This is a genomic window from Escherichia sp. TW09308 (genome assembly GCF_000208565.1).
In the GTDB taxonomy this organism is placed as follows: Bacteria; Pseudomonadota; Gammaproteobacteria; order Enterobacterales; family Enterobacteriaceae; genus Escherichia; species Escherichia marmotae.
This window is the reverse complement of record NZ_AEME01000001.1, coordinates 1,693,985-1,720,890: the sequence shown is the minus strand read 5'-3', so window position 1 is coordinate 1,720,890 and position 26,906 is coordinate 1,693,985. Positions and strand designations below refer to the sequence as shown.

The 26,906-nt window shown below is 51.3% G+C and carries 23 protein-coding genes; 13 read left to right on the top strand and 10 right to left on the bottom strand.

Features of this window, described 5'->3' with window-relative positions; all coding sequences use genetic code 11:
• Window positions 1-69: 69 nt before the first annotated feature.
• The 3 genes from msrQ to acuI form a co-directional block, all read right to left on the bottom strand.
• Window positions 70-669: a protein-methionine-sulfoxide reductase heme-binding subunit MsrQ gene (gene msrQ, locus ESM_RS0108360; RefSeq protein ID WP_001240070.1), complete on the bottom strand. Its 600-nt coding sequence runs from the start codon at window positions 667-669 to the stop codon at window positions 70-72.
• Window positions 670-1,674 carry a protein-methionine-sulfoxide reductase catalytic subunit MsrP gene (msrP, locus tag ESM_RS0108355; protein WP_000723884.1) on the bottom strand — a complete coding sequence of 335 codons (1,005 nt, stop codon included), beginning with the start codon at window positions 1,672-1,674 and terminating at the stop codon, window positions 670-672.
• Window positions 1,675-1,771: 97 nt separating this feature from the next.
• The gene (acuI, locus tag ESM_RS0108350; RefSeq protein ID WP_001148445.1) at window positions 1,772-2,746 is read right to left on the bottom strand and encodes an acrylyl-CoA reductase (NADPH); all 975 of its coding nucleotides are present in this window, start codon (window positions 2,744-2,746) and stop codon (window positions 1,772-1,774) included.
• A gap of 151 nt (window positions 2,747-2,897) precedes the next feature.
• On the opposite strand from acuI, the gene csrD reads away from it, so the two are divergent.
• The 8 genes from csrD to tldD all read left to right on the top strand — a co-directional run bounded on the left by csrD (window position 2,898) and on the right by tldD (window position 15,340).
• Window positions 2,898-4,838 (top strand): RNase E specificity factor CsrD, encoded by a 1,941-nt coding sequence (gene csrD / locus ESM_RS0108345; RefSeq protein WP_001241424.1) that lies wholly within the window; start codon window positions 2,898-2,900, stop codon window positions 4,836-4,838.
• A 304-nt stretch (window positions 4,839-5,142) separates the two neighbouring features.
• Window positions 5,143-6,186 (top strand): rod shape-determining protein MreB, encoded by a 1,044-nt coding sequence (gene mreB, locus ESM_RS0108340; protein WP_000913396.1) that lies wholly within the window; start codon window positions 5,143-5,145, stop codon window positions 6,184-6,186.
• Window positions 6,187-6,251: 65 nt separating this feature from the next.
• A complete protein-coding gene (mreC, locus tag ESM_RS0108335) occupies window positions 6,252-7,322 on the top strand; it encodes a rod shape-determining protein MreC (RefSeq protein ID WP_000802529.1) in 1,071 nt (356 codons plus the stop codon).
• A complete protein-coding gene (gene mreD, locus ESM_RS0108330; protein WP_000135266.1) occupies window positions 7,322-7,810 on the top strand; it encodes a rod shape-determining protein MreD in 489 nt (162 codons plus the stop codon). Before mreC ends, mreD begins: the two co-directional genes overlap by 1 nt.
• Before the next feature lie 8 nt (window positions 7,811-7,818).
• Window positions 7,819-8,412, top strand: a complete 594-nt coding sequence (gene yhdE / locus ESM_RS0108325) for a nucleoside triphosphate pyrophosphatase YhdE (protein ID WP_000203080.1) — start codon at window positions 7,819-7,821, stop codon at window positions 8,410-8,412.
• Window positions 8,402-9,871 carry a ribonuclease G gene (gene rng / locus ESM_RS0108320; protein WP_000123205.1) on the top strand — a complete coding sequence of 490 codons (1,470 nt, stop codon included), beginning with the start codon at window positions 8,402-8,404 and terminating at the stop codon, window positions 9,869-9,871. The genes yhdE and rng overlap by 11 nt, the downstream gene beginning before the upstream one ends.
• A 67-nt stretch (window positions 9,872-9,938) precedes the next feature.
• Complete coding sequence (gene yhdP, locus ESM_RS0108315; RefSeq protein ID WP_001253641.1) at window positions 9,939-13,739, top strand: AsmA2 domain-containing protein YhdP; 3,801 nt, start codon at window positions 9,939-9,941, stop codon at window positions 13,737-13,739.
• Between the two features lie 155 nt (window positions 13,740-13,894).
• Window positions 13,895-15,340 (top strand): metalloprotease TldD, encoded by a 1,446-nt coding sequence (gene tldD / locus ESM_RS0108310; protein ID WP_000055921.1) that lies wholly within the window; start codon window positions 13,895-13,897, stop codon window positions 15,338-15,340.
• A gap of 81 nt (window positions 15,341-15,421) precedes the next feature.
• Here tldD and aaeR read toward each other — a convergent pair whose 3' ends face one another.
• Window positions 15,422-16,351 (bottom strand): HTH-type transcriptional activator AaeR, encoded by a 930-nt coding sequence (gene aaeR / locus ESM_RS0108305; RefSeq protein WP_000440306.1) that lies wholly within the window; start codon window positions 16,349-16,351, stop codon window positions 15,422-15,424.
• A gap of 182 nt (window positions 16,352-16,533) precedes the next feature.
• Between aaeR and aaeX the strand changes: the two genes are divergently transcribed.
• The 4 genes from aaeX to ESM_RS0108285 all read left to right on the top strand — a co-directional run bounded on the left by aaeX (window position 16,534) and on the right by ESM_RS0108285 (window position 20,187).
• Window positions 16,534-16,737: a p-hydroxybenzoic acid efflux pump operon protein AaeX gene (aaeX, locus tag ESM_RS0108300; protein WP_000051841.1), complete on the top strand. Its 204-nt coding sequence runs from the start codon at window positions 16,534-16,536 to the stop codon at window positions 16,735-16,737.
• 7 nt (window positions 16,738-16,744) lie between these two features.
• A complete protein-coding gene (gene aaeA, locus ESM_RS0108295; RefSeq protein ID WP_000854025.1) occupies window positions 16,745-17,677 on the top strand; it encodes a p-hydroxybenzoic acid efflux pump subunit AaeA in 933 nt (310 codons plus the stop codon).
• Between the two features lie 5 nt (window positions 17,678-17,682).
• Window positions 17,683-19,650 carry a p-hydroxybenzoic acid efflux pump subunit AaeB gene (gene aaeB / locus ESM_RS0108290; RefSeq protein WP_000510989.1) on the top strand — a complete coding sequence of 656 codons (1,968 nt, stop codon included), beginning with the start codon at window positions 17,683-17,685 and terminating at the stop codon, window positions 19,648-19,650.
• Window positions 19,651-19,914: 264 nt separating this feature from the next.
• Window positions 19,915-20,187, top strand: coding sequence for a barstar family protein (locus ESM_RS0108285; protein ID WP_001028998.1), 273 nt, complete (start codon window positions 19,915-19,917; stop codon window positions 20,185-20,187).
• Window positions 20,188-20,242: 55 nt separating this feature from the next.
• On the opposite strand, the gene yhcN is transcribed toward ESM_RS0108285, so the two are convergent.
• Window positions 20,243-20,506 carry a peroxide/acid stress response protein YhcN gene (yhcN, locus tag ESM_RS0108280; protein WP_000695690.1) on the bottom strand — a complete coding sequence of 88 codons (264 nt, stop codon included), beginning with the start codon at window positions 20,504-20,506 and terminating at the stop codon, window positions 20,243-20,245.
• A 362-nt stretch (window positions 20,507-20,868) separates the two neighbouring features.
• Entirely contained in the window at window positions 20,869-21,339 is a 471-nt protein-coding gene (argR, locus tag ESM_RS0108275) for a transcriptional regulator ArgR (RefSeq protein ID WP_001257843.1), read from the bottom strand.
• Between the two features lie 434 nt (window positions 21,340-21,773).
• Between argR and mdh the strand changes: the two genes are divergently transcribed.
• Entirely contained in the window at window positions 21,774-22,712 is a 939-nt protein-coding gene (mdh, locus tag ESM_RS0108270) for a malate dehydrogenase (RefSeq protein WP_010377442.1), read from the top strand.
• 41 nt (window positions 22,713-22,753) lie between these two features.
• On the opposite strand, the gene hemG is transcribed toward mdh, so the two are convergent.
• The 4 genes from hemG to pepQ are packed head-to-tail and all read right to left on the bottom strand — an operon-like array spanning window position 22,754 to window position 26,746.
• Complete coding sequence (gene hemG, locus ESM_RS0108265) at window positions 22,754-23,299, bottom strand: menaquinone-dependent protoporphyrinogen IX dehydrogenase (RefSeq protein WP_000853977.1); 546 nt, start codon at window positions 23,297-23,299, stop codon at window positions 22,754-22,756.
• Between the two features lie 11 nt (window positions 23,300-23,310).
• Entirely contained in the window at window positions 23,311-24,762 is a 1,452-nt protein-coding gene (gene trkH / locus ESM_RS0108260) for a Trk system potassium transporter TrkH (protein WP_000545680.1), read from the bottom strand.
• 38 nt (window positions 24,763-24,800) lie between these two features.
• Window positions 24,801-25,415 carry an IMPACT family protein gene (locus ESM_RS0108255; RefSeq protein ID WP_001517360.1) on the bottom strand — a complete coding sequence of 205 codons (615 nt, stop codon included), beginning with the start codon at window positions 25,413-25,415 and terminating at the stop codon, window positions 24,801-24,803.
• On the bottom strand, window positions 25,415-26,746 hold the full coding sequence (pepQ, locus tag ESM_RS0108250; RefSeq protein ID WP_000444576.1) for a Xaa-Pro dipeptidase: 1,332 nt from the start codon (window positions 26,744-26,746) through the stop codon (window positions 25,415-25,417). Before pepQ ends, ESM_RS0108255 begins: the two co-directional genes overlap by 1 nt.
• Window positions 26,747-26,906 lie beyond the last annotated feature (160 nt).

The following is a 26,906-nucleotide window of genomic DNA, read 5'->3' as shown; positions in this document are numbered from 1 at the left end:
AATCAACAGCTAACATGTAAATAACTTTCAACGCCGCGTATTTTGCAACAAGCCGCACAGTTCATGAAATTAGCGCCACCATTGACGGAACTTCTTATAACGTAAGGCTAAAAGCAGTAAAGCCAGCCCAGCGTAGATGATTGGCTGTGGTGAGATAATCTTTACTGACCACAGATAATGTATGGGGGCCAGGATCGCGACAAGATAGACGAAGTTATGCAATTGTTGCCAGCGTTTGCCTAAGTTTCGCTGCATCGCCTGCGTGGAAGTGAATGTTAAAGCCAGTAAAATCAGCCAACTGATAATTCCGAGCGTTAAATAAGGTCGGGTGACTAATTCCTGACCCAATAACGTCAGATTATTCACTCCCAGCTCCAGCAAGGCATAACTGGTTAAGTGCAGCGTTGCCCAGGCGAAACACCATAAACCCAACAGGCGGCGAGTGCGAATCAATAATGGTTGTTTAGCGTAGCGCGCCAGCGGCGTAACCAACAAGGTCGCCAGCAAGAATTTCAGCGCAGTCCGACCGGTAAAATGCTGAATATCTTTCACCGGATCGGCACTTAATCCACCGTGGTTAATTGCCCACATCAGCCAGACAAACGGCAAAAATCCGGCAAGATGCAGGCAAACTTTCAGCCATGTCACTTGTTTTGCTGTCAGTCGCACTTAGAAATTCTCCCGTAAATCCAGTCCACGATAAAGCGACGCCACTTGATCGGCGTATCCGTTAAACAACAGCGTTGGCTGACGTTGTACATCAAGAATGCCACCTGAACCGATAAACCGTTCGGTAGCCTGCGACCAACGGGGATGATCAACATGTGGATTGACGTTGGCATAAAAGCCGTATTCATCGGGCGCAGCCAGATTCCAGGTGGTTGGCGGACGCTCCCGGGTCAGCTTAATACTGACAATCGATTTAATCCCTTTAAAGCCATATTTCCACGGCACAATCAGCCGTACCGGTGCGCCATTTTGCGGCGGTAACGCCTTGCCATAAACACCAACGGTCATCAGTGTGAGCGGATGCATCGCTTCGTCGAGACGTAATCCTTCTATATAAGGATATTTCAGGCCGCCGCCAATAAACCGGTCCTGCTGGCCTGGCATCTGTTCCGGCGCATAAATGGTTTCGAAGGCGACGTATTTCGCGTTACTGGTCGGTTCTGCCAGTGCCAGCAATTTGTGCAGCGGAAAACCAATCCACGGCACCACCATCGACCATGCTTCTACGCAACGCATACGATAAATCCGCTCTTCCAGCGGGAAACGACGGGTCAGTGCATCATGATCGAGGGTTAACGGTTTAGCGACTTCACCGCTGATTTTCAACGTCCACGGATCAGTTTTCAGACTGCCGGCATTCGCCGCTGGATCGGCTTTATCCAGTCCGAACTCATAGAAGTTGTTATAGCCGGAAACTTTATCTTCCGGCGTCAGTGGCAGGTTATTTTGCCAGGCGGCAGGCCTGCTGAATTCTAATGGCTTTCCGGCTGGTGCGGGCGGGCGATCGTTACCCTTAAACCAGCTAAGCAGGTCGGCATGAGTAGTGGTTGGTAGAGAAAGTGCAGCAGCGCTGATGCCTAACGTTTTCAGAATCTGCCGACGTTGCATAAAAAAAGCCGATTCGGCAGTGACATCGGCTTCTGTAAGTTGACGAATTTTTTTCATAACAGACTCCCGGTATGCTCCTGATTACTATGGCAGGGAGAATGTCAAAGTGCTGCTAAAATTCGTTAACGATATGTAAATTATTTTGTGCGAAATCTTAGCTTATTTTTACCAATGTGCGCCCTTGCACCTGGTTATTAATAATGGCTTCAGCAAACTTCGGAGCATCTGCCAGCGAAATTTCTTTTGCTGCCTGCGAATAGAATGATTCCGGTAGATCTGCGACCAGACGCTGCCAGGCTTGCGCGCGGCGTTCTGGTGGCGTCATGACTGAATCCACCCCTTGTAAACGGACATTACGCAGAATGAACGGCATTACCGTAGTTGGCAGGGCAAAGCCACCCGCCAGACCACAGGCTGCCACACAGCCACCGTAGTTCATTTGTGCCAGTACTTTCGCCAGCACTTTGTCGCCAACAGTATCAATCGCGCCAGCCCAAAGCTGTTTTTCCAGTGGACGGGATTCAGCAAACTCATCGCGCGGCAAAATACGGCTGGCACCTAACCTTTTCAGGTATTCATGGGTACTTTCACGACCAGAAACGGCAACGACCTGATAACCCAACTTATGCAACAGTGCTACGGCCGTACTGCCGACGCCGCCGCTGGCGCCCGTAACGACAATTTCGCCATCCTGCGGATGAATACCGGCATCTTCCAGCGCCATTACGCACAGCATGGCGGTAAACCCGGCAGTACCGATAACCATCGCTTTACGCGCGTCCAGACCTTGCGGCATGGCAACCAGCCAGTCACCTTTCACGCGCGCCTGCTGTGCCAGCCCGCCCCAGTGGTTTTCACCAACGCCCCAACCGGTGAGTAACACTTCCTGACCGGCATGAAAACGAGGATCTTCACTGGCGCGTACGATTCCTGCGAAGTCTATGCCAGGAATCATCGGAAAATTGCGGATGATTTTTCCTTTACCGGTAATCGCCAGAGCATCTTTATAATTCAGGCTCGACCAGTGGACATCGACCGTCACATCGCCTTCCGGCAGGCGACTTGCGTCCAGAGTCTGTACAGATGCGAGGGTTTTGCCGTCCTGCTGTTCTAAAAGTAACGCCTGCATAAGAGGTCCTCATGTGCATGATGGATTGGAAAATAATTTCTGAAGACTATACTCGCTAATGGAAAAGCAAAGCCGATGAAGCGCAATAAATTGCGAGATAAATCTGATTTGCTGGTATGCCCGCGTCCTCACTATCGGAGTTAACACAAGGATGAGATTAACGACGAAATTTTCGGCCTTTGTCACGCTGCTCACCGGGTTAACAATTTTTGTGACTCTGCTGGGCTGCTCGCTTAGTTTCTACAACGCCATTCAGTATAAGTTTAGTCATCGTGTTCAGGCAGTGGCGACGGCGATCGATACCCATCTTGTGTCGAATGACTTCAGCACATTGAGGCCACAAATCAGCGAACTGATGATGTCGGCGGATATCGTTCGCGTGGATCTTTTGCACGATAAAAAACAGGTTTATACCCAGTCCCGCAATGGCAGCTACCGTCCGGTTGGTACTAGCGATCTGTTTCGCGAGCTGACTGTACCGTTGATTAAACATCCGGGGATGTCTCTGCATTTGGTGTATCAGGACCCGATGGGCAACTATTTCCACTCGCTGATGACCACTGCACCGCTCACTGGTGCGATTGGATTTATCATTATTATGCTCTTCCTGGCTGTACGCTGGTTGCAACGGCAACTTGCCGGGCAAGAACTGCTGGAAACCCGCGCCACTCGTATCTTAAACGGTGAGCGCGGCACGAATGTGCTGGGCACCATCTATGAATGGCCGCCAGGGGCCAGCAGTGCACTGGATACGCTGCTTTGCGAAATTCAGAATGCGCGCGAACAGCACAGTCGTCTCGATACGCTGATTCGTTCCTATGCTGCGCAGGATATTAAAACTGGCCTCAATAACCGCCTCTTTTTCGACAACCAACTGGCAACGTTACTGGAAGATCAGGAGAAAGTAGGGACTCACGGGATCGTGATGATGATCCGCCTGCCGGATTTCAATATGTTGAGCGACACCTGGGGGCACAGTCAGGTTGAAGAACAACTCTTTACCCTGACAAATTTGTTATCGACATTTATGATGCGCTATCCGGGGTCGCTGCTGGCACGTTATCACCGTAGCGATTTTGCCGTGCTGTTGCCACACCGGACATTAAAAGAGGCGGAGAGCATTGCCGGGCAATTGATCAAGGCGGTTGATACCTTACCGAGTAATAAAATGCTCGATCGTGATGATATGATTCACATCGGCATCTGTGCCTGGCGTAGTGGGCAGGATACCGAACAGGTGATGGAACATGCTGAATCCGCTACGCGCAATGCGGGATTACAAGGCGGCAATAGTTGGGCCATTTACGATGACTCGTTACCTGAAAAAGGGCGCGGTAACGTTCGTTGGCGTACGCTCATTGAGCAAATGCTTAGCCGCGGCGGCCCGCGTCTTTATCAGAAACCGGCGGTTACCCGTGAGGGGCAGGTTCATCACCGCGAGCTGATGTGCCGCATCTTTGATGGTAATGAAGAGGTCAGCTCGGCGGAATATATGCCGATGGTGTTGCAGTTTGGCTTATCGGAAGAGTATGACCGCCTGCAAGTCAGTCGCCTCATCCCGCTGCTACGCTATTGGCCGCAAGAAAATCTGGCGATTCAGGTCACCGTTGAGTCGTTGATTCGTCCACGTTTCCAGCGTTGGCTACGCGATACGTTGATGCAATGTGAAAAATCGCAACGAAAACGCATAATTATTGAACTTGCAGAGGCTGATGTTGGTCAACATATCGGTCGCTTGCAACCTGTTATTCGTTTAGTGAATGCTTTAGGGGGTCGGGTCGCCGTCAACCAGGCCGGATTGACGCTGGTAAGTACCCGTTGGATCAAAGAACTTAATGTTGAATTACTCAAGCTCCATCCGGGGCTGGTAAGAAACATTGAGAAGCGAACAGAGAATCAATTGTTGGTTCAGAGCATGGTAGAAGCGTGTTCCGGGACCAACACTCAGGTTTACGCTACGGGCGTACGTTCGCGAAGCGAGTGGCAGACCCTGATTCAGCGCGGGGTTTTAGGTGGACAGGGGGATTTTTTCGCGTCCTCACAGCCACTTGATACTAACGTGAAAAAATATTCACAAAGATACTCGGTTTAACCTGCCGTTTGATCCGTTTTCACGTAGAATAATGCGCGCTGCGTTTCACGGGAGCGTGCTTGTCTGTTCGCCAGATTGTTGCAGCACATATGCAGATGAATGACCTTACGCAGTTGCAAACAGGCGAGGAATGCTACTGATGCATTTAGCCTCTCTGGACTCAGGTAGAGATTTGTAACAAAGGAAACAAACTGCACTAATTTTCACCGCAGCAGATGATTTTTGCGCCTTGTCGCTGCTGCGTGTGGTTGGTAAAGTAAGCGGATTTTCTTTTCCGCCCCAGCTTTCAGGATTATCCCTTAGTATGTTGAAAAAATTTCGTGGCATGTTTTCCAATGACTTGTCCATTGACCTGGGTACTGCGAATACCCTTATTTATGTAAAAGGACAAGGCATCGTATTGAATGAGCCTTCCGTGGTGGCCATTCGTCAGGATCGTGCCGGTTCACCGAAAAGCGTAGCTGCAGTAGGTCATGACGCGAAGCAGATGCTGGGCCGCACGCCGGGCAATATCGCTGCCATTCGCCCAATGAAAGATGGCGTTATCGCTGACTTCTTTGTGACTGAAAAGATGCTCCAGCACTTTATCAAACAAGTGCACAGCAACAGCTTTATGCGTCCAAGCCCGCGTGTTCTGGTTTGTGTGCCGGTTGGTGCTACCCAGGTTGAGCGCCGTGCTATTCGTGAATCCGCGCAGGGCGCAGGTGCCCGCGAAGTCTTCCTGATTGAAGAACCGATGGCCGCAGCAATCGGTGCAGGCTTGCCGGTATCTGAAGCAACCGGTTCAATGGTGGTTGATATCGGTGGCGGTACTACTGAAGTTGCCGTTATTTCTCTGAACGGCGTGGTTTACTCCTCTTCTGTACGTATCGGTGGTGACCGCTTCGACGAAGCGATCATCAACTACGTTCGCCGTAACTATGGCTCTTTGATCGGTGAAGCGACCGCAGAACGTATCAAACACGAAATCGGTTCTGCTTATCCGGGCGATGAAGTCCGTGAAATCGAAGTTCGTGGCCGTAACCTGGCAGAAGGTGTGCCACGCGGCTTTACGCTGAACTCCAACGAAATCCTTGAAGCGCTGCAAGAGCCGCTGACCGGCATCGTTAGCGCGGTGATGGTTGCGCTGGAACAGTGTCCGCCGGAACTCGCTTCCGACATCTCCGAGCGCGGAATGGTGCTCACTGGCGGTGGTGCGTTGCTGCGTAACCTTGACCGTTTGTTAATGGAAGAAACCGGCATTCCAGTTGTTGTTGCTGAAGACCCGCTGACCTGTGTGGCGCGTGGTGGCGGCAAGGCGCTGGAAATGATCGACATGCACGGCGGCGACCTGTTCAGCGAAGAGTAATCGGATGCAGGCAGGGGAAGCGTCTGTTTACCCTGCCTGATCTGATACGAGAATACGCATAACTTATGAAGCCAATTTTTAGCCGTGGCCCGTCGCTACAGATTCGCCTTATTCTGGCGGTGCTGGTGGCGCTCGGCGTTATTATTGCCGACAGTCGCCTGGGGACGTTTAGTCAAATCCGTACTTATATGGATACCGCCGTCAGTCCTTTCTACTTTATTTCTAATGCTCCTCGAGAATTGCTGGATGGCGTATCGCAGACGCTGGCCTCGCGCGATCAACTAGAACTTGAAAACCGGGCGTTACGTCAAGAACTGCTGTTGAAAAACAGCGAGCTGCTGATGCTTGGACAATACAAACAGGAGAACGCGCGTCTGCGCGAGCTGCTGGGTTCTCCGCTGCGTCAGGATGAGCAGAAGATGGTGACCCAGGTTATCTCTACGGTTAACGATCCGTACAGCGATCAGGTTGTTATCGACAAAGGCAGCGTTAACGGGGTTTATGAAGGTCAGCCGGTCATCAGCGATAAAGGTGTTGTTGGTCAGGTGGTAGCGGTCGCAAAACTGACCAGCCGCGTGCTGCTGATCTGTGACGCGACCCATGCGCTGCCAATTCAGGTACTTCGTAACGATATCCGCGTAATTGCAGCGGGTAACGGTTGTACTGATGATTTACAACTTGAGCATCTGCCAGCGAATACTGATATTCGTGTTGGTGATGTATTGGTGACATCTGGTCTTGGTGGTCGTTTCCCGGAAGGTTATCCGGTGGCGGTCGTCTCTTCCGTGAAGCTCGATACCCAGCGCGCTTATACCGTGATTCAGGCTCGTCCGACTGCGGGTCTGCAACGTTTGCGTTATCTGTTGCTGCTGTGGGGCGCGGATCGTAACGGCGCTAATCCAATGACGCCGGAAGAAGTGCATCGCGTTGCTAATGAACGCCTGATGCAAATGATGCCGCAGGTGTTGCCTTCGCCAGATGCAATGGGACCAAAACTTCCGGAACCGGCAACGGGAATTACCCAGCCAGATCCGCAGCAACCAGCAACGGGTACTGCCACTAACCGCTCTCCACAAGGGGTTACGCCGCCGCAAAGTGGTGCTCAACCGCCTGCACGTGCGCCGGGAGGGCAATAGTGGCGAGATATCGTAGCCAGGGACGCTGGGTTATCTGGCTCTCTTTCCTCATCGCGTTGTTACTACAAATTATGCCCTGGCCGGATAACCTCATCGTTTTCCGGCCAAACTGGGTATTACTCATTTTATTGTATTGGATCCTGGCCTTGCCCCATCGCGTAAATGTGGGCACAGGTTTTGTGATGGGTGCCATACTGGATCTGATCAGCGGTTCTACGCTCGGTGTACGGGCGTTGTCGATGAGTATCATTGCTTATTTGGTAGCGCTGAAATTCCAGCTTTTCCGCAACCTGGCATTATGGCAGCAGGCGCTGGTCGTCATGTTGCTTTCGCTGGTAGTGGATATTATTGTTTTCTGGTCAGAGTTTTTGGTGATCAACGTCTCTTTCAGACCCGAAGTGTTCTGGAGTAGTGTAGTCAATGGTGTGCTCTGGCCGTGGATTTTCTTGCTGATGCGCAAAATCCGTCAGCAGTTTGCAGTGCAATAAAGGTTTCTATGACTTCTCTGTATTTAGCTTCCGGTTCTCCACGTCGTCAGGAGTTACTTGCGCAACTTGGCCTCACTTTCGAACGTATTGTTACGGGCATTGAGGAGCAGCGTCATCCGCAGGAGAGCGCGCAGCAGTATGTTGTGCGTCTGGCGCGCGAAAAAGCGCAAGCGGGCGTAGAGCAAGCAGCGCAGGATTTGCCGGTGCTGGGGGCGGATACTATCGTGATCCTGAACGGAGAAGTGTTAGAGAAACCGCGCGACGCAGAACATGCGGCGCAGATGTTACGCAAATTATCGGGACAGACCCATCAGGTAATGACAGCAGTGGCGCTGGCCGACAGCCAGCACATTCTCGATTGCCTGGTGGTTACCGATGTGACTTTCAGAACGTTAACAGGTGAAGACATCGCGGGCTATGTCGCCAGCGGTGAACCGTTAGATAAAGCAGGTGCATACGGTATTCAGGGGCTGGGTGGTTGTTTTGTCAGGAAGATAAATGGCAGCTATCACGCCGTAGTCGGCTTACCGCTGGTTGAAACGTATGAATTATTAAGTAATTTTAACGCACTGCGTGAGAAAAGGGATAAACATGACGGCTGAATTGTTGGTAAACGTAACGCCTTCGGAAACGCGAGTGGCGTATATTGATGGCGGCATTCTGCAGGAAATTCATATTGAACGTGAGGCGCGACGCGGAATCGTAGGCAATATCTACAAGGGTCGTGTAAGTCGTGTACTTCCGGGTATGCAGGCGGCTTTTGTAGATATTGGGCTGGAGAAAGCCGCGTTTCTACACGCTTCTGACATTATGCCGCACACTGAATGTGTGGCGGGCGAGGAACAAAAGCAGTTCACGGTACGCGACATTTCGGAACTGGTCCGCCAGGGGCAAGATCTGATGGTACAGGTGGTGAAAGACCCTCTGGGCACCAAAGGCGCGCGCCTGACCACGGATATCACGCTGCCGTCTCGCTATCTGGTGTTTATGCCTGGCGCATCCCACGTTGGGGTTTCCCAACGCATTGAAAGTGAATCCGAACGTGAACGCCTGAAAAAAGTGGTCGCAGAGTATTGTGACGAGCAGGGTGGGTTTATCATCCGTACCGCAGCGGAAGGTGTTGGCGAAGCAGAACTGGCTTCCGATGCCGCTTATTTGAAGCGCGTGTGGACTAAAGTGATGGAGCGTAAAAAGCGCCCACAGACTCGTTATCAACTGTATGGCGAACTGGCGCTGGCACAGCGTGTCCTGCGTGATTTTGCTGATGCCGAACTGGACCGTATTCGCGTTGACTCGCGTCTGACTTACGAAGCATTGCTGGAGTTTACCTCGGAATACATTCCTGAGATGACCAGCAAGCTGGAGCATTACACGGGCCGCCAGCCGATTTTCGATCTCTTTGATGTAGAAAATGAAATTCAGCGGGCGCTGGAGCGCAAAGTTGAGCTGAAGTCCGGTGGCTATCTGATTATCGATCAGACCGAAGCAATGACTACTGTGGATATTAATACCGGGGCGTTTGTCGGTCATCGCAATCTGGACGACACCATTTTCAATACCAATATTGAAGCGACGCAGGCTATTGCTCGCCAGTTACGGTTGCGTAACCTGGGCGGGATTATCATCATTGATTTCATTGACATGAATAATGAAGATCACCGTCGTCGCGTGCTTCATTCACTGGAACAGGCGTTGAGCAAAGACCGGGTAAAAACCAGCGTTAACGGTTTCTCGGCGCTGGGACTGGTGGAGATGACGCGTAAGCGAACCCGCGAAAGTATTGAGCACGTACTGTGTAATGAATGCCCAACCTGCCACGGTCGCGGAACGGTGAAAACGGTGGAAACCGTATGTTATGAAATCATGCGAGAAATCGTTCGTGTGCACCATGCTTACGACTCTGACCGTTTCCTGGTCTATGCTTCTCCGGCAGTAGCCGAAGCCTTGAAAGGCGAAGAGTCGCACTCACTGGCGGAAGTGGAAATTTTCGTTGGCAAACAGGTTAAAGTACAAATTGAACCGCTCTATAACCAGGAGCAGTTTGATGTCGTTATGATGTAAACAGATGCTGGGTCGCCATCCGGCAAAGGGTTTTTGAGTCACATTTTTAGCAGACAAGGAGTGACGGGTGAGGCGATTGCCGGGGATTTTACTGCTTACTGGAGCCGCGCTCGTTGTGATCGCTGCGCTGCTGGTCAGCGGCCTGCGTATTGCTTTACCGTACCTCGACGCCTGGCGTCCGGAAATCCTCAACAAAATAGAATCTGCTACCGGAATGCCGGTGGCTGCCAGTCAACTCTCTGCCAGTTGGCAGAATTTTGGCCCGACGATTGAAGCACGCGACATTCGTGCAGAGCTAAAAGATGGCGGTGAGTTTTCGGTTAAACGCGTCACCCTGGCGCTGGATGTCTGGCAGAGCCTGCTGCATATGCGCTGGCAGTTTCGCGATCTCACTTTCTGGCAACTGCGCTTTCGCACCAATACACCAATTTCCAGCGACAGCGGTAATGACAGCCTGGAAGCCAGCCACATCAGCGATCTTTTTCTACGCCAGTTCGATCACTTCGATCTCCGCGATAGCGAAGTCAGCTTTCTGACGCCATCAGGCCAGCGTGCTGAACTGGCGATCCCGCAACTTACCTGGCTTAACGATCCGCGTCGGCACCGTGCGGAAGGCCAGGTAAGTCTCTCCAGCCTTACCGGACAGCACGGCGTGATGCAGGTGCGGATGGATCTGCGTGATGACGAGGGGTTGTTAAGCAACGGTCGCGTATGGCTACAGGCTGATGATATCGACCTGAAACCGTGGCTGGGTAAATGGATGCAGGACAACATTGCGCTGGAAACGGCGCAGTTCTCGCTGGAAGGCTGGATGACGATCGACAAAGGCGATGTGACCGGTGGCGACGTCTGGCTGAAACAGGGCGGCGCAAGCTGGTTGGGTGAGAAGAAAACGCATTCGCTGTCGGTGGATAATCTGACCGCACATATTACGCGTGAAAATCCGGGCTGGCAGTTTTCTATTCCTGATACTCGTATCACTATGGACGGCAAACCCTGGCCAAGCGGGGCATTGACGCTGGCCTGGATACCGGAACAGGACGTTGGTGGGAAAAATAATAAACGCAGTGACGAACTACGTATTCGCGCCAGCAATCTGGAACTGGCTGGGCTGGAAGGCATACGCCCGTTGGCAGCGAAACTTTCACCTGCTTTGGGGGATATCTGGCGTTCCACGCAACCGAGCGGCAAGATCAACACGTTGGCGCTGGATATCCCGCTTCAGGCTGCAGAAAAGACCCGCTTTCAGGCATCGTGGAGCGATCTGGCCTGGAAGCAATGGAAATTACTACCGGGGGCGGAACATTTCTCCGGGACGCTTTCCGGTAGCGTAGAAAATGGTTTGTTTACCGCTTCCATGAAGCAGGCGAAAATGCCTTACGAAACGGTATTTCGTGCGCCGCTGGAAATTGTCGACGGCAAGGCGGCCTTAAGCTGGCTGAATAACGATAAGGGTTTTCAGCTCGATGGCCGCAATATTGATGTCAAAGCCAAAGCCGTCCATGCGCGTGGTGGTTTCCGCTACCTGCAACCGGCTAATGATGAACCCTGGCTTGGCATTCTGGCTGGCATCAGTACCGATGATGGTTCGCAAGCCTGGCGCTATTTCCCGGAAAACCTGATGGGTAAAGACCTGGTTGATTACTTAAGTGGGGCGATTCAGGGTGGTGAGGCGGAGAACGCGACGCTGGTTTATGGCGGCAATCCGCATCTTTTTCCATACAAACACAACGAAGGTCAGTTTGAGGTGTTGGTGCCGCTGCGTAATGCGAAGTTTGCTTTCCAGCCGGACTGGCCAGCATTAACTAATCTCGATATTGAACTGGACTTTATTAACGACGGTTTATGGATGAAAACCGATGGCGTTAATCTGGGTGGCGTGCGTGCCAGCAATCTCACCGCAGTGATCCCTGACTACTCGAAAGAAAAGTTGCTGATTGATGCTGACATAAAAGGTCCGGGCAAAGCTGTTGGCCCTTATTTTGATGAGACGCCGCTGAAGGATTCGCTGGGGGCGACCCTGCAAGAACTCCAGCTCGACGGCGATGTGAATGCTCGCTTACATCTCGATATCCCGCTGGACGGCGAGCTGGTTACAGCGAAAGGCGAAGTGACGCTGCGTAACAACAGTCTGTTTATCAAACCGCTTGATAGCACTCTGAAAAATTTGAGCGGCAAATTCAGCTTTATCAATGGCGATCTACAAAGCGAATCACTAACCGCAAACTGGTTTAACCAGCCACTGAACGTGGATTTTTCCACCAAAGAAGGGGCGAAAGCCTACCAGGTTGCGGTGAATCTCAACGGCAACTGGCAACCAGCGAAAACTGGCGTTCTGCCTGAAGCGCTGAATGAAGCGTTAAGCGGCAGTATGGCATGGGATGGTAAAGTGGGCATTGAGCTACCTTATCAAGCTGGCGCAACGTATAACGTTGAACTGAACGGCGATCTGAAGAATGTGAGCAGTCACTTACCTTCACCGTTAGCCAAACCTGCTGGCGAACCGTTGCCAATTAACGTTAAGGTCAACGGCAATCTCAACAGCTTTGAATTAACCGGACAGGCTGGCGCGGATAACCATTTCAATAGCCGCTGGTTGCTCGGTCAAAAGCTGACGCTCGATCGCGCCATCTGGGCGGCAGACAGCAAAACGCTCCCTCCGTTACCGGAGCAAAGTGGTGTTGAACTCAATATGCCGCCGATGAACGGTGCCGAGTGGCTGGCCTTGTTCCAGAAAGGCGCAACGGAAAAAGTTGGCAGCGCAGCGAGTTTCCCTCAGCACATTACGCTACGTACACCGATGTTGTCGCTGGGAAATCAGCAATGGAATAACCTGAGCATTGTTTCGCAACCGATGGCAAATGGTACGCAGGTCGAGGCGCAAGGGCGTGAAATCAACGCTACGCTGGCGATGCGTAATAACGCACCGTGGTTAGCGAATATCAAATATCTCTATTACAACCCGAGCGTGGCAAAAACTCGTGGTGATTCAACGCCGTCATCACCTTTCCCGACAACGGAGCGTATCAGCTTCCGTGGCTGGCCGGATGCGCAAATACGTTGCGCAGAATGTTGGTTATGGGGGCAAAAATTCGGCCGCATCGACAGTGATATCACCATTTCCGGCGATACGTTAACCCTGACCAACGGGCTGATTGATACCGGTTTCTCGCGGCTCACTGCTGATGGTGAATGGGTTAATAATCCCGGAAATCAACGGACATCGCTGAAAGGAAAACTGCGCGGACAGAAAATTGATGCTGCCGCAGAATTTTTTGGTGTTACGACGCCAATACGCCAGTCATCATTTAATGTGGATTACGATTTGCACTGGCGTAAATCGCCGTGGCAGCCAGACGAGGCGACATTGAACGGCATCATTCATACACAACTGGGCAAAGGTGAAATTACCGAAATTAGCACCGGACATGCCGGACAGTTGCTGCGCTTATTGAGTGTTGATGCCCTGATGCGTAAGCTGCGCTTTGATTTCAGGGATACCTTTGGCGAAGGGTTCTATTTTGACTCCATTCGCAGCACCGCGTGGATTAAAGACGGCGTTATGCACACTGACGACACGCTGGTGGATGGCCTGGAAGCGGATATCGCCATGAAAGGATCGGTAAATCTGGTGCGTCGCGATCTCAATATGGAAGCGGTTGTCGCGCCAGAGATTTCTGCGACAGTGGGCGTGGCTGCGGCCTTTGCGGTTAACCCGATTGTCGGCGCGGCAGTGTTTGCCGCCAGTAAAGTGCTGGGGCCGCTGTGGAGTAAGGTCTCCATTTTGCGCTATCGCATTTCTGGTCCGCTGGATGCTCCGCAAATCAACGAAGTGTTGCGTCAGCCGCGTAAAGAAAAAGCGCAATGATTTGACGAGGGCATGTAATTGCCCCAATCTCATAAGATAATCGTTGCCATAAAACCAACGAACCGGAACAAACCGCAGGCCGGATAAGGCGTTTACGCCGCACCCGGCAGCCGTAAAAAATCCTCTACCGCAGTAACTAACGAGTAGCAAAAACGATGAGTCTGAACCTGGTAAGTGAACAATTGCTAGCGGCGAACGGCCTGAAACATCAGGACTTGTTCGCGATCCTCGGTCAACTGGCCGAACGTCGCCTTGATTATGGCGATCTCTATTTTCAGTCGAGCTATCACGAGTCCTGGGTTTTAGAAGACCGCATTATCAAAGATGGTTCTTACAACATCGATCAGGGTGTTGGCGTGCGTGCAATCAGCGGTGAAAAAACCGGGTTTGCTTACGCAGACCAAATCAGCCTGCTGGCGCTGGAGCAGAGCGCGCAAGCGGCGCGCACCATCGTCCGTGATAGTGGCTATGGCAAAGTACAAACACTGGGCGCGGTAGAGCATAGCCCGCTGTATACCTCGCTTGATCCGCTGCAAAGCATGAGCCGCGAAGATAAGCTGGATATCCTGCGCCGCGTCGATAAAGTTGCCCGCGAAGCGGACAAGCGCGTACAGGAAGTGACTGCCAGCCTGAGCGGCGTCTATGAATTAATTTTGGTCGCGGCGACTGACGGAACCCTGGCGGCGGATGTCCGCCCTCTGGTGCGTCTTTCCGTGAGCGTTCTGGTCGAAGAAGATGGTAAACGCGAACGTGGTGCCAGCGGCGGCGGCGGTCGTTTCGGTTATGAGTTCTTCCTTGCTGACCTCGATGGTGAAGTTCGCGCTGATGCATGGGCGAAAGAAGCAGTGCGTATGGCACTGGTCAATCTTTCCGCCGTTGCCGCGCCTGCGGGGACTATGCCGGTTGTTCTCGGCGCTGGCTGGCCGGGCGTGTTGTTGCATGAAGCGGTCGGTCACGGCCTGGAAGGCGACTTCAACCGCCGTGGTACATCGGTCTTTAGTGGCCAGCTCGGTGAGCTGGTGGCTTCTGAACTGTGTACCGTGGTTGATGACGGTACGATGGTTGATCGCCGTGGTTCGGTGGCGATTGATGACGAAGGCACACCAGGTCAATACAACGTGTTGATTGAGAACGGGATCCTGAAAGGTTACATGCAGGATAAACTCAATGCGCGTTTAATGGGTATGACGCCGACCGGCAATGGTCGCCGTGAATCTTACGCTCACCTGCCAATGCCGCGTATGACCAACACCTACATGCTGCCGGGTAAATCGACACCGCAGGAAATCATTGAATCCGTTGAGTACGGTATCTATGCGCCGAACTTTGGCGGCGGTCAGGTAGATATCACCTCTGGTAAATTTGTCTTCTCCACCTCAGAAGCGTATCTGATTGAAAACGGTAAAGTGACGAAGCCGGTGAAAGGCGCAACGTTGATTGGTTCCGGTATCGAAACCATGCAGCAGATTTCGATGGTGGGCAACGACCTGAAACTGGATAACGGCGTGGGTGTCTGCGGTAAAGAAGGGCAGAGCCTGCCGGTTGGCGTAGGTCAGCCGACGCTGAAAGTCGATAACCTGACTGTTGGTGGTACAGCGTAATCTGTCCAGGACGGTAAGCGTCGCATCAGGCATCGGTTGCCGGATGCGGCGTGAATGCCTTATTCGATCTGCGCTAAGGAATTACTTCTCTTTCCCACGCCCGTGCATCTCCTGAAAAAGTTTTCCTACCTCGACAAAATAATCCGTTAATGAGTTGATCACTACCTGCACCTTTAACGGCAACTTATCTTTTTCGGTATATAGCGCATAAACCGGGCGAGGATCTGACTGGTAACGCGGCAGCAGGATCTCCAGGTCCCCGCGATTGATCTCATTGATCACCCACATCAGCGGCACGTAGGCGATCCCCGCCCCAGCAGTTAGCCAGCGAACCAGCGTCATCGGATCGTTAGTGACAAATCGCCCTTGTGGGATGAGGCGCGTTGAGATCCCTTCCGGAGCGATCAGTTCAAATTCATTGTCCGGGCGCACACTGTATTCAAGCCATGAATGACTACTTAAATCGGCTGGTTTTTCCGGTACGCCATACTGTGTGAGATAGCTTTTGGCGGCGCACACCACCATTGGCATCGCGCCCAGGCGGCGGGAAAACAGGCTGGAATCTTGTAATGCGCCAACGCGGATCACCACGTCAAGGCCATCGGCAATCAGATCAGGTGCAGGAATGCCCGTGACCAGATTTACGCTTAAGCCCGGGTACTCTTTCAGCATTTTTGCCGTCAGCCCCGCGAGAACATTTTGTGCCATAGTTGAAGAACAGCCAATACGTAGCGTGCCGATGGGCGTGTTATTGAAAGCATACAGTTGCTCATGAACATCCTGCACTTCATGGAGCATCCGGCGACAGCCTTGATAGTAAATTTTACCCGCTTCGGTCAGGCCAATGCTACGCGTGCTGCGGTTTAGTAGCTTAACCTGCAACTCATCTTCCAGTTTAGATACCGTCTGACTGATGGATGATACGCTCATCTGTAACTGCCTGGCGGCGGCGGTAAAAGAGCCAAATTCAACTACTTTGGCAAAAACCGACATGCGTTTTAGTCGTTCCATTATTCACTCTGACTTAAAAGTGATTTAGATCACATAATATAGATAACAGCATAACAGTTACGCTAATATATTAAATATTAATCTACAGCAATGTTGCTCTCGCCCGGCTTTCCATGCCCTTCTCTGCGGCGACAGATGCTGAAAATAATGACGCCTGCTCTCTCTATACAACCAAGGTCAACATGAGTCTGTTTCCCGTTATCGTGGTGTTTGGGCTGTCCTTCCCACCGATATTTTTCGAATTGCTTTTATCACTGGCGATTTTTTGGCTAGTGCGCCGGGTACTTGTGCCAACAGGTATCTACGACTTTGTCTGGCATCCGGCGTTGTTCAACACCGCGCTCTATTGCTGTTTGTTTTATTTGATATCGCGACTGTTCGTTTGAGGTTGAAGTGAAAACACTAATAAGAAAATTCTCCCGTACGGCCATTACGGTCGTATTAGTCATTCTGGCCTTCATCGCAATTTTTAATGCCTGGGTCTATTACACCGAATCTCCGTGGACGCGTGACGCGCGCTTTAGCGCCGACGTGGTGGCAATTGCGCCGGATGTCTCCGGTCTCATTACCCAAGTGAATGTTCATGATAATCAGTTGGTGAAAAAAGGGCAGGTACTGTTCACCATCGACCAGCCGCGCTATCAAAAGGCGCTCGAGGAAGCACAAGCCGACGTTGCTTATTATCAGGTGCTGGCACAGGAAAAGCGCCAGGAGGCCGGACGTCGTAACCGTCTCGGCATACAGGCGATGTCTCGCGAAGAGATCGACCAGGCCAACAACGTGCTGCAAACGGTCCTGCATCAGTTAGCGAAAGCGCAGGCGACCCGCGATCTGGCAAAACTGGATCTTGAACGCACAGTGATCCGCGCGCCAGCAGATGGCTGGGTGACCAACCTCAACGTCTATACCGGTGAATTTATCACGCGGGGATCAACGGCCGTTGCACTGGTGAAACAGAACTCCTTCTATGTGTTGGCCTATATGGAAGAAACCAAACTGGAAGGTGTACATCCGGGATATCGCGCAGAGATCACGCCGCTTGGTAGCAATAAAGTGCTGAAAGGTACGGTCGATAGCGTTGCTGCCGGAGTCACTAACGCCAGCAGCACGCGTGATGACAAAGGTATGGCGACTATCGACTCTAACCTGGAGTGGGTGCGTCTGGCGCAGCGTGTTCCGGTACGTATTCGTCTCGACAACCAGCAAGATAACATCTGGCCTGCCGGGACTACCGCCACTGTGGTGGTTACGGGTAAACAAGATCGCGACGAAAGTCAGGATTCGTTCTTCCGAAAAATGGCTCATCGCCTGCGCGAGTTTGGTTAATCACGATGGGTATTTTCTCCATTGCTAACCAACATATTCGCTTCGCGGTAAAACTGGCGACCGCCATTGTGCTGGCGCTGTTTGTTGGTTTTCATTTTCAGCTTGAAACGCCACGCTGGGCGGTACTGACAGCGGCGATTGTTGCCGCAGGTCCGGCCTTTGCAGCCGGTGGAGAACCGTACTCGGGCGCTATTCGCTATCGCGGCTTTTTGCGCATCATCGGCACATTTATAGGCTGTATTGCCGGGTTGGTGATCATTATTGCGATGATCCGCGCGCCATTGTTGATGATTCTGGTGTGCTGTATCTGGGCCGGTTTTTGTACCTGGATTTCTTCGCTGGTACGAGTAGAAAACTCCTATGCGTGGGGGCTGGCGGGTTACACCGCGCTGATCATTGTGATCACCATTCAGCCGGAACCGCTACTTACGCCGCAGTTTGCTGTTGAACGTTGCAGCGAAATCGTCATGGGTATTGTGTGCGCTATTGTGGCGGATCTGCTCTTTTCTCCGCGATCGATTAAGCAAGAGGTGGATCGTGAACTGGAAAGTTTGCTGGTGGCGCAATATCAGTTAATGCAACTGTGTATCAAACATGGCGATGGTGAAGTCGTCGATAAAGCCTGGGGTGACCTGGTTCGACGCACCACGGCGCTGCAAGGAATGCGCAGCAACCTGAATATGGAATCTTCCCGCTGGGCACGCGCCAATCGACGTTTAAAAGCGATCAATACGCTGTCGCTGACGCTGATCACTCAGTCTTGCGAAACCTGGCTGATTCAGAATTCGCGCCCGGAATTGATCACAGATACTTTCCGCGAATTTTTTGACACGCCGGTAGAAACTGCGCAGGACGTCCATAAGCAGCTAAAGCGCCTGCGGAGAGTTATTGCCTGGACCGGGGAGCGCGAAACGCCCATCACCATTTATAGCTGGGTCGCGGCGGCAACGCGCTATCAGTTGCTCAAGCGAGGCGTCATCAGCAACACCAAAATCAACGCGACCGAAGAAGAGATCCTGCAAGGCGAGCCGGAAGTAAAAGTAGAGTCAGCCGAGCGTCATCATGCGATGGTCAATTTCTGGCGCACAACACTTTCCTGCATTCTGGGGACGCTGTTCTGGCTGTGGACCGGATGGACCTCTGGCAGTGGTGCAATGGTAATGATCGCAGTAGTGACCTCGCTGGCAATGCGTTTGCCTAATCCACGCATGGTAGCGATCGACTTTATCTACGGGACGCTGGCGGCGCTGCCGTTAGGGCTGCTCTACTTTTTGGTGATTATCCCCAATACCCAACAGAGTATGTTGCTGCTTTGCCTTAGTCTGGCGGTGCTGGGATTCTTCCTCGGTATCGAAGTGCAGAAACGGCGGCTGGGATCGATGGGGGCGTTAGCCAGTACCATTAACATTATTGTGCTGGATAACCCGATGACCTTTCAGTTCAGCCAGTTTCTCGACAGCGCGTTGGGGCAAATTGTCGGCTGTGTGCTGGCGTTTATTGTCATTCTTTTAGTGCGGGATAAATCGCGTGATCGAACCGGACGCGTACTGCTTAATCAGTTTGTTTCTGCTGCTGTTTCCGCAATGACCACCAATGTTGCGCGTCGTAAAGAGAACCATCTGCCGGCGCTTTATCAGCAGTTGTTTTTGCTGATGAATAAATTTCCCGGCGATTTACCGAAATTTCGCCTGGCGTTGACGATGATTATCGCACACCAGCGCCTGCGCGATGCGCCGATCCCGGTTAACGATGATTTATCGGCATTCCACCGACAAATGCGACGTACCGCGGACCACGTTATTTCTGCCCGTAGCGATGACAAACGCCGTCGTTACTTCGGGCAGTTGCTGGAAGAACTGGAGATTTACCAGGAAAAGTTACGCATCTGGCAAGCACCGCCGCAGGTTACAGAACCGGTGTATCGGCTTACCAGTATGCTCCATAAGTATCAACATGCGCTGACCGATAGTTAAGTCAAAACCGACGGCAAAAGGTGTCAGTTGATATTGCTGATATACTCCAAATTGCCTGATGCGCTACGCTTATCAGGCCTACAAAATTGCATTATATTGAATTTGCACACCCTGGTAGGCCGGATAAAGCGTTCACGCCGCATCCGACATCAACAACGCGCACTTTGTCAATCATCTGAGCCGACGCCAAAAGCGTCGGTTTTTTCATGGCTATACTTAGCGATGATCGGCAGAACTCGCCGCGAAACGTGATGGTGGCAACAGATGAATATCTATAGCTTTGATTTTGATGAGATTGAGAGTCAGGAGGACTTTTATCGCGACTTTCGCCAAACCTTTGGTCTGGCGAAAGATAAGGTACGCGATCTCGACTCTCTGTGGGATGTGTTAATGAACGATGTCCTGCCGCTACCGCTGGAGATTGAGTTTGTTCATCTGGGAGAGAAAACGCGTCGCCGTTTTGGCGCGTTAATACTGTTGTTTGATGAGGCAGAAGAAGAGCTGGAAGGACATTTGCGTTTTAATGTTCGCCATTAGCGCAAAAAAAAGCCTCCGAACCGGAGGCAATCTCGTCGGACAAGACGATGAGGGTTTATTTGTACAGTTCAGCCGTGGCGTGCCAGGTATCACCGCTACGAGCTTCAGTAATCTGGTAGGCCGTTGCGCCCTTCTCTTCCGCTTTTTTGTTCAGCATTTCACGCATATCCATCGGTGAAGAGGCAACGCCACTTACGGATACAGTACCGATAGCTTCACGATTTTGTGCTTGTGCAGCATCAATGGAATCGGCAGCGAATGCACCGAAAGAGAGAACAGAAAGTACGCTTAATGCAGCAACAGTGGTTTTGATTTTCATGATTTTTACCTCGACATAATCTTTTAGTTGGGTCTTTGTTTCGTGACCCATATCACAAAATCAAGTATACACTAATTATTGAGCTAATTAATACCACGCTAACTGTTTCTATTGAATGTAAATTGTTAAAAATTTTAACCTTTATAACAAATTGGAATTAAAAATAGGGTGATTTATAGTAAATGGCATTAATTTCAATAAGATATGTTTTTTTGCATAATGTGCGTTTTTTACTTTATGTATTCGATGTGTGAATTTTTTGTCTCAAGAAACGCACTATTCGTTAAATAAATGGCAGGGAAAACAAGGGGGACAGGGGACTGCAACATTTTCCCCGCCGCCAGAAGCGACGGGGCAAGAGATTAAAGCTCCTGATCGAACAGCTCTAAGATCGCTTCATACAGGTCTTTGACGGTGAAACCTTTGGCAGGGGTGGTAAAGATGGTGTCATCACCAGCAATGGTGCCAAGAATACCTTCTGCTTTGCCCAAAGAGTCCAGCAGACGCGCAATTAACTGTGCCGCGCCGGGGCTGGTATGAATCACCACAACAGCGTCGTTGTAGTCGATATCCAGCACCAGATTTTTCAGCGGGCTGGACGTGGTTGGTACGCCCAGTTCAGCAGGTAGGCAGTAAACCATTTCCATTTTGGCATTGCGGGTACGTACAGCACCAAACTTGGTCAACATCCGCGAGACTTTAGACTGATTAATATTGTCAAAGCCTTGCTCCTGCAATGCGGCGACGATTTCGCCCTGGGAGCTAAATTTCTCTTCTTTAAGTAACGCTTTAAACGCTTTAACTAATTCTTCTTGCTTAGCCGAGCTTCGCATAAGTCACCCGATATGGTGGTTGATACAACATTATTGTGCATACAGATGAATTTTTATGCAAACAGTCTGCCCTGGAGAAGGCTGAAATAATGTTATGAAAGAGCGGGATTTTATCAAATTTCGTTATTGAGAAACATGCCTGTGTCACGGCGCGTAAATTTCGCTTAAAAGTAAATTAATTGTTATCAAATTGATATTGTTTTGGCTGAACGGTAGGGTATATTGTCACCACCTGTTGGAATGTAGCTCTGATGCATAAGCGACTGTTAATTACGTAAGTTAGCTCCCTGATTACGTCAATTAAATGCATAAACGCCAAATTTGCGTGACTACACATTCTTGAGAAGTGGTCATTGTAAACTGTGAATTTGTGGATTAAGGTCGCGGCAGCGGAGCAACATATCTTAGTTTATCAATATAATAAGGAGTTTAGGATGAAAGTCGCAGTCCTCGGCGCTGCTGGTGGTATCGGCCAGGCGCTTGCATTACTGTTAAAAACCCAACTGCCTTCAGGTTCAGAACTCTCCCTGTATGATATCGCTCCAGTCACTCCCGGTGTGGCCGTCGATCTGAGCCATATCCCTACTGCTGTGAAAATCAAAGGTTTTTCTGGTGAAGATGCGACTCCGGCGCTGGAAGGTGCGGATGTTGTTCTTATTTCCGCTGGCGTAGCGCGTAAACCGGGTATGGATCGTTCCGACCTGTTTAACGTTAACGCTGGGATCGTGAAAAACCTGGTACAGCAAGTCGCGAAAACCTGCCCGAAAGCGTGCATTGGTATTATCACTAACCCGGTTAATACCACTGTGGCTATCGCTGCAGAAGTGCTGAAAAAAGCCGGTGTTTATGACAAAAACAAGCTGTTTGGCGTCACTACGCTGGATATCATTCGTTCCAACACCTTTGTTGCGGAACTGAAAGGCAAACAACCGGGTGATGTAGAAGTGCCGGTTATTGGCGGTCACTCTGGCGTTACCATTCTGCCGTTGCTGTCGCAGGTTCCTGGCGTCAGCTTTACCGAGCAAGAAGTGGTTGATCTGACCAAACGTATCCAGAACGCGGGTACTGAAGTGGTTGAAGCGAAAGCCGGTGGCGGGTCTGCAACTCTGTCTATGGGTCAGGCGGCTGCACGTTTTGGTCTGTCTCTGGTTCGTGCGCTGCAGGGCGAAAAAGGCGTAGTAGAGTGTGCCTATGTTGAAGGTGACGGTCAGTACGCACGTTTCTTCTCTCAACCGCTGCTGCTGGGTAAAAACGGCGTGGAAGAGCGTAAATCTATCGGCACTCTGAGTGCATTTGAACAGAACGCGCTGGAAGGTATGCTCGATACGCTGAAGAAAGATATCGCTCTGGGCGAAGAGTTCGTTAATAAATAATTGATTAGTAGATAATAAAAAACCGGAGCAATGCTTTATGCTTATTTCATCATCGGTTTGTTGGTTAAATGGGCGATTTCTCGGGCAAAATTCGCTACCTGTTCCCAATCGGTATAGACAACTTCTTTGCGCGTATCCGTTTCTCCGCCAGACATCTTCATAATCAGCTTGATCATAAAGCGGTCGTACCAACGGTAGCGTGGATAACGCAGCGCCCCAGCGATAACCGCGCAGCGATCGGGACGCCATTGTGAATTCATCAAAAACTTCCGCGCGTAGCTGTTGGTCTGCACAGTACGCTTCTCCGGTTTGCGCGCCACCAGGTTCACCGAGTAAAAGGCGCTCGGCATGGAGTTCAAGCGTGTGGCATGCGTTTTGACAAACTCCTGGAACGCAGAATGGTAATGACCGTAGCGAATAGATGCACCAATTACCACGCAGTCGTAGTTTTCCCATTCTGGTTCTTCGGTGCGATGCAAGTTGACAACATCCGCCTGGCTCCCCAGTTCTTTCAATTCCGAAGCCAGATACGAGGCAATCTCGCGCGTTTGTCCATCCCTTGTTGAGAAAAGAATTAATGTTTTCACGTATTACTCCATCATTCACGCCAGAAAGTCGGGGTAAAGAGCACCAGCAATGTAAAGACCTCGAGACGACCAAATAGCATATTGGCAATCAGGATCCATTTAGCCACCGGATTCATGCTGGTAAAGTTATCAGCAACCACACCAAGCCCTGGCCCCAGGTTATTCAATGTCGCAACAACCGACGCAAAGGCAGAAAAGTCATCCACTCCAGTGGCGATAATCGCCAGCATACTGACAATAAAAACTAACGCATAAGCAGAGAAGAATCCCCACACGGCTTCAAGGATGCGTTCCGGCAATGCGCGGTTCCCTAGCTTAATGCTATAAACAGCATTCGGATGCACCAGACGTTTCAGCTCACGGTTCCCCTGTTTGAACAACAGCAGAATGCGGATCACTTTCAGGCCACCGCCCGTTGACCCGGCGCAACCACCGATAAATGCAGAGCACAACAGTAGTACCGGCAAAAAGAGCGGCCAGCGGGCAATGCTGTCGGTCGTAAACCCGGCGGTCGTCGCCATCGACACTACCTGGAAAAATGCCTGGTTAATCGTCATCAGCGCCGAACTGTAGACATTATGAAACCACAGTACGAGTGTACAAATAACCACCAGCGTAAACTGTACGCCGATAAACATGCGAAATTCCGGATCGCGCCAGTAAACCTTCAGACTACGCCCACTTAACAGCGAGAAGTGCAGACCGTAGTTACAGCCGGAGATCAGCAAGAAAATAGCAATAATAGTGTTAATGGTCGGGCTATCGAAATAGCCAACACTAGCATCATGTGTCGAGAAACCACCAATAGCGATTGTCGCAAAGCTATGACCGATGGCATCAAAGGCATCCATTCCAGCAAACCACAGCGCCAGCGCACAGGCGACGGTCAACAGAACATAAATCAACCACAAAGTTTTTGCCGTTTCCGCAATACGCGGGCGCATTTTGTTATCTTTCAGCGGGCCGGGCATTTCCGCGCGATAGAGCTGCATTCCACCTACACCGAGAATAGGCAGTATCGCGACTGCTAACACGATGATCCCCATCCCGCCAAACCATTGCAGCATCTGGCGATAAAAGAGGATGGCATGAGGGAGTGAGTCCAACCCCACCAGCGTCGTTGCGCCTGTGGTGGTCAGACCAGAGAAGGATTCAAAAAACGCATCTGTAATGGTGAGGTTCGGGCTTTCCGAGAAGATAAAAGGGAGCGCACCGACACTACCCAGCACGGTCCAGAACAGCACCACAATCAGAAACCCTTCGCGGGATTTCAGCTCGCCCTTCTCTTTACGGTTCGGCCACCACAGCATGGAGCCAATCGCGAGGGCGACAAAAAAGGTCTGGGTAAATGCGCGGCCCGCCCCATCCCGGTAGATGAGCGCTACCAGCCCTGGGATAATCATGGTCCCTGAAAATAAGATGACCAGTAGTCCAACGATTCGGGTTATGGCGCGAAAATGCATCTCTGCCGCTTCCTTAGTTCTGCAAAATGAAGTGGGGATTATTCTTCAATCGCTAACAATTGCAATGAACCACGGCTAAAATCCGCCAGCTTTGCGGAAAATTCAGCCACTTTCGCCGCCGGAAGCGCCACCCGCAGCAGAACGAATGCCTGATAATCGCTGGTAATAACTTTGCCGTCACACTGCCCCAGCAACGCTTCAATACCGGTTAACTGACTATATTCACATTGCAAAGTATATTCGGTTAATGGCGTCTTGCGTTGGGTCGTTAGCTGGCGCAGTGCCTGATTCACTCCGCCGCCATAAGCTTTCACTAACCCACCGGTGCCCAGCAATATGCCGCCGTAGTAGCGCACCACCACGGCGGTAATTTCCCCGACGCCGCTGCCCATCAGTTGGGCGAGCATCGGTTTACCTGCCGTTCCCGCCGGTTCACCGTCATCGGAGAAGCCCAGTTGTTGTGAATCGTCAGGCGCCCCCGCCACCCACGCCACGCAATGGTGGCGAGCATCGGGGTGTTCTGCCCGTACTGATTCAACAAACGCTTTCGCCGCCTCGACGCCATCGGTATGTGCCAACAGCGTAATGAAGCGGCTTTTTTTGATCTCTTCAACGACCGTGACCGGTGCCGCAGGAATTAACCAGCTTTCCATCACGCCAGCTTCAAATCCCGGGTCATGTTTTCCACGTTATTTTCGTGGATCACCACGTTGTCTTCGATACGAATGCCGCCGAACGGTTTCAGTGCTTCAATTTTCTGCCAGTTGAAGTGTTTGCTGAACTGCCCTTCACGCCACGGAGCCAGCAGCGATTCGATGAAGTAGATACCCGGTTCGATGGTTAACACCATCCCCGGCTGGAGAATACGAGTGCAGCGCAGGTACGGATATTTTGCCGGTGCCGCGAGATACGTACCACTATCATCCTGCATAAAACCGGCTACGTCATGCACCTGCAGGCCAAGCGGATGCCCGATACCGTGCGGCATAAACGGCCCGGTAAGATCGTTTTCGACCATCGCTTCTTCACTCATATCAGTGATGATTTGGTGTTTACGCAACAGTTTAGCGATGCGCTGATGGAACTGGATGTGGTAATCCACATAGCTGACACCCGCCTTCATGGTGGCGATCAGCGCCAGTTGTTCATCATTAACGTCTTTCACCAGTTGCGCATAGTCATTGTCGCTTTTTGCCGACCAGGTACGAGTCAGGTCAGCCGCATAGCCGTTATATTCGGCCCCGGCGTCCAGCAGGAAGCTGCGCATCTCTTCCGGCGCCTGATGATCCAGTTTGGTGTAATGCAACACCGCAGCATGTTCGTTAAGCGCCACAATGTTGCTGTAAGGTACGTCGGTATCACGATGGCCGGTCGCGGTCAGGTAGGCGATGTTGATATCGAACTCGCTCATACCGGAACGGAAGGCTTCTTCTGCCGCGCGATGACCATTGACCGCCATTTTCTGCGCTTCACGCATACAGGTCAGTTCGTACTCGGTTTTGAAAGAACGGTAGTAATGCAGGTAGTCAATGACCCCTTTCGGGTTGATGTTGCTGGCCTCAATGCCCAGTTGCAGCGCACGTTCCGGCACCGGACCAATATAACCGATATTGCCGCGCGCGGCAGGCAGTTGGCTACCAATACCATCAGCTTTCGGCAGCGCGATCACTTCCACATCTTCAGTCCAGAAGGAGGTCGGCAGCGGTTCGACGTTGTGCCAGTAATCAACCGGCAGATAAAACCACAGTTTCGGTTTGTTCACGCCATCCACCAGCAACCAGCAGTTTGGCACCTGAGTTACCGGCACCCATGCTTTGAATTGCGGGTTCACTTTAAACGGATAGGGATGATCGTCGAGAAAAACGTTGAACAGCTCGCCAGAGTGAATAAGTAATGCATCCAGCTTGAAGCGCGCCAGCGCATCGCGAGTCCGTTCTTGCAAGGTAGCTATATGATTTTTATAAAGCGAGGCCAGTGATTCCATTTTTTACCCTTCTGTTTTTTGACCTTAAGTCTCCGCATCTTAGCACAACGTTCATACAGAGCGTGATTTCTGCCGAGCGTGATCAGAACGGCATTTCTTTAATCTTTTATTTGCATATTTTTAACATAAAACACACACTTCAAGCCATCTGGTACGACCA

Excerpts from the sequence above, each read along its gene's own strand:
- msrP (WP_000723884.1), bottom strand. The coding sequence starts at position 1,674 with ATGAAAAAAATTCGTCAACTTACAGAAGCCGATGTCACTGCCGAATCG.
- acuI (WP_001148445.1), bottom strand. The coding sequence starts at position 2,746 with ATGCAGGCGTTACTTTTAGAACAGCAGGACGGCAAAACCCTCGCATCT.
- csrD (WP_001241424.1), top strand. The coding sequence starts at position 2,898 with ATGAGATTAACGACGAAATTTTCGGCCTTTGTCACGCTGCTCACCGGG.
- mreB (WP_000913396.1), top strand. The coding sequence starts at position 5,143 with ATGTTGAAAAAATTTCGTGGCATGTTTTCCAATGACTTGTCCATTGAC.
- mreC (WP_000802529.1), top strand. The coding sequence starts at position 6,252 with ATGAAGCCAATTTTTAGCCGTGGCCCGTCGCTACAGATTCGCCTTATT.
- yhdE (WP_000203080.1), top strand. The coding sequence starts at position 7,819 with ATGACTTCTCTGTATTTAGCTTCCGGTTCTCCACGTCGTCAGGAGTTA.
- rng (WP_000123205.1), top strand. The coding sequence starts at position 8,402 with ATGACGGCTGAATTGTTGGTAAACGTAACGCCTTCGGAAACGCGAGTG.
- tldD (WP_000055921.1), top strand. The coding sequence starts at position 13,895 with ATGAGTCTGAACCTGGTAAGTGAACAATTGCTAGCGGCGAACGGCCTG.
- aaeR (WP_000440306.1), bottom strand. The coding sequence starts at position 16,351 with ATGGAACGACTAAAACGCATGTCGGTTTTTGCCAAAGTAGTTGAATTT.
- aaeX (WP_000051841.1), top strand. The coding sequence starts at position 16,534 with ATGAGTCTGTTTCCCGTTATCGTGGTGTTTGGGCTGTCCTTCCCACCG.
- aaeB (WP_000510989.1), top strand. The coding sequence starts at position 17,683 with ATGGGTATTTTCTCCATTGCTAACCAACATATTCGCTTCGCGGTAAAA.
- ESM_RS0108285 (WP_001028998.1), top strand. The coding sequence starts at position 19,915 with ATGAATATCTATAGCTTTGATTTTGATGAGATTGAGAGTCAGGAGGAC.
- yhcN (WP_000695690.1), bottom strand. The coding sequence starts at position 20,506 with ATGAAAATCAAAACCACTGTTGCTGCATTAAGCGTACTTTCTGTTCTC.
- argR (WP_001257843.1), bottom strand. The coding sequence starts at position 21,339 with ATGCGAAGCTCGGCTAAGCAAGAAGAATTAGTTAAAGCGTTTAAAGCG.
- mdh (WP_010377442.1), top strand. The coding sequence starts at position 21,774 with ATGAAAGTCGCAGTCCTCGGCGCTGCTGGTGGTATCGGCCAGGCGCTT.
- trkH (WP_000545680.1), bottom strand. The coding sequence starts at position 24,762 with ATGCATTTTCGCGCCATAACCCGAATCGTTGGACTACTGGTCATCTTA.
- ESM_RS0108255 (WP_001517360.1), bottom strand. The coding sequence starts at position 25,415 with ATGGAAAGCTGGTTAATTCCTGCGGCACCGGTCACGGTCGTTGAAGAG.
- pepQ (WP_000444576.1), bottom strand. The coding sequence starts at position 26,746 with ATGGAATCACTGGCCTCGCTTTATAAAAATCATATAGCTACCTTGCAA.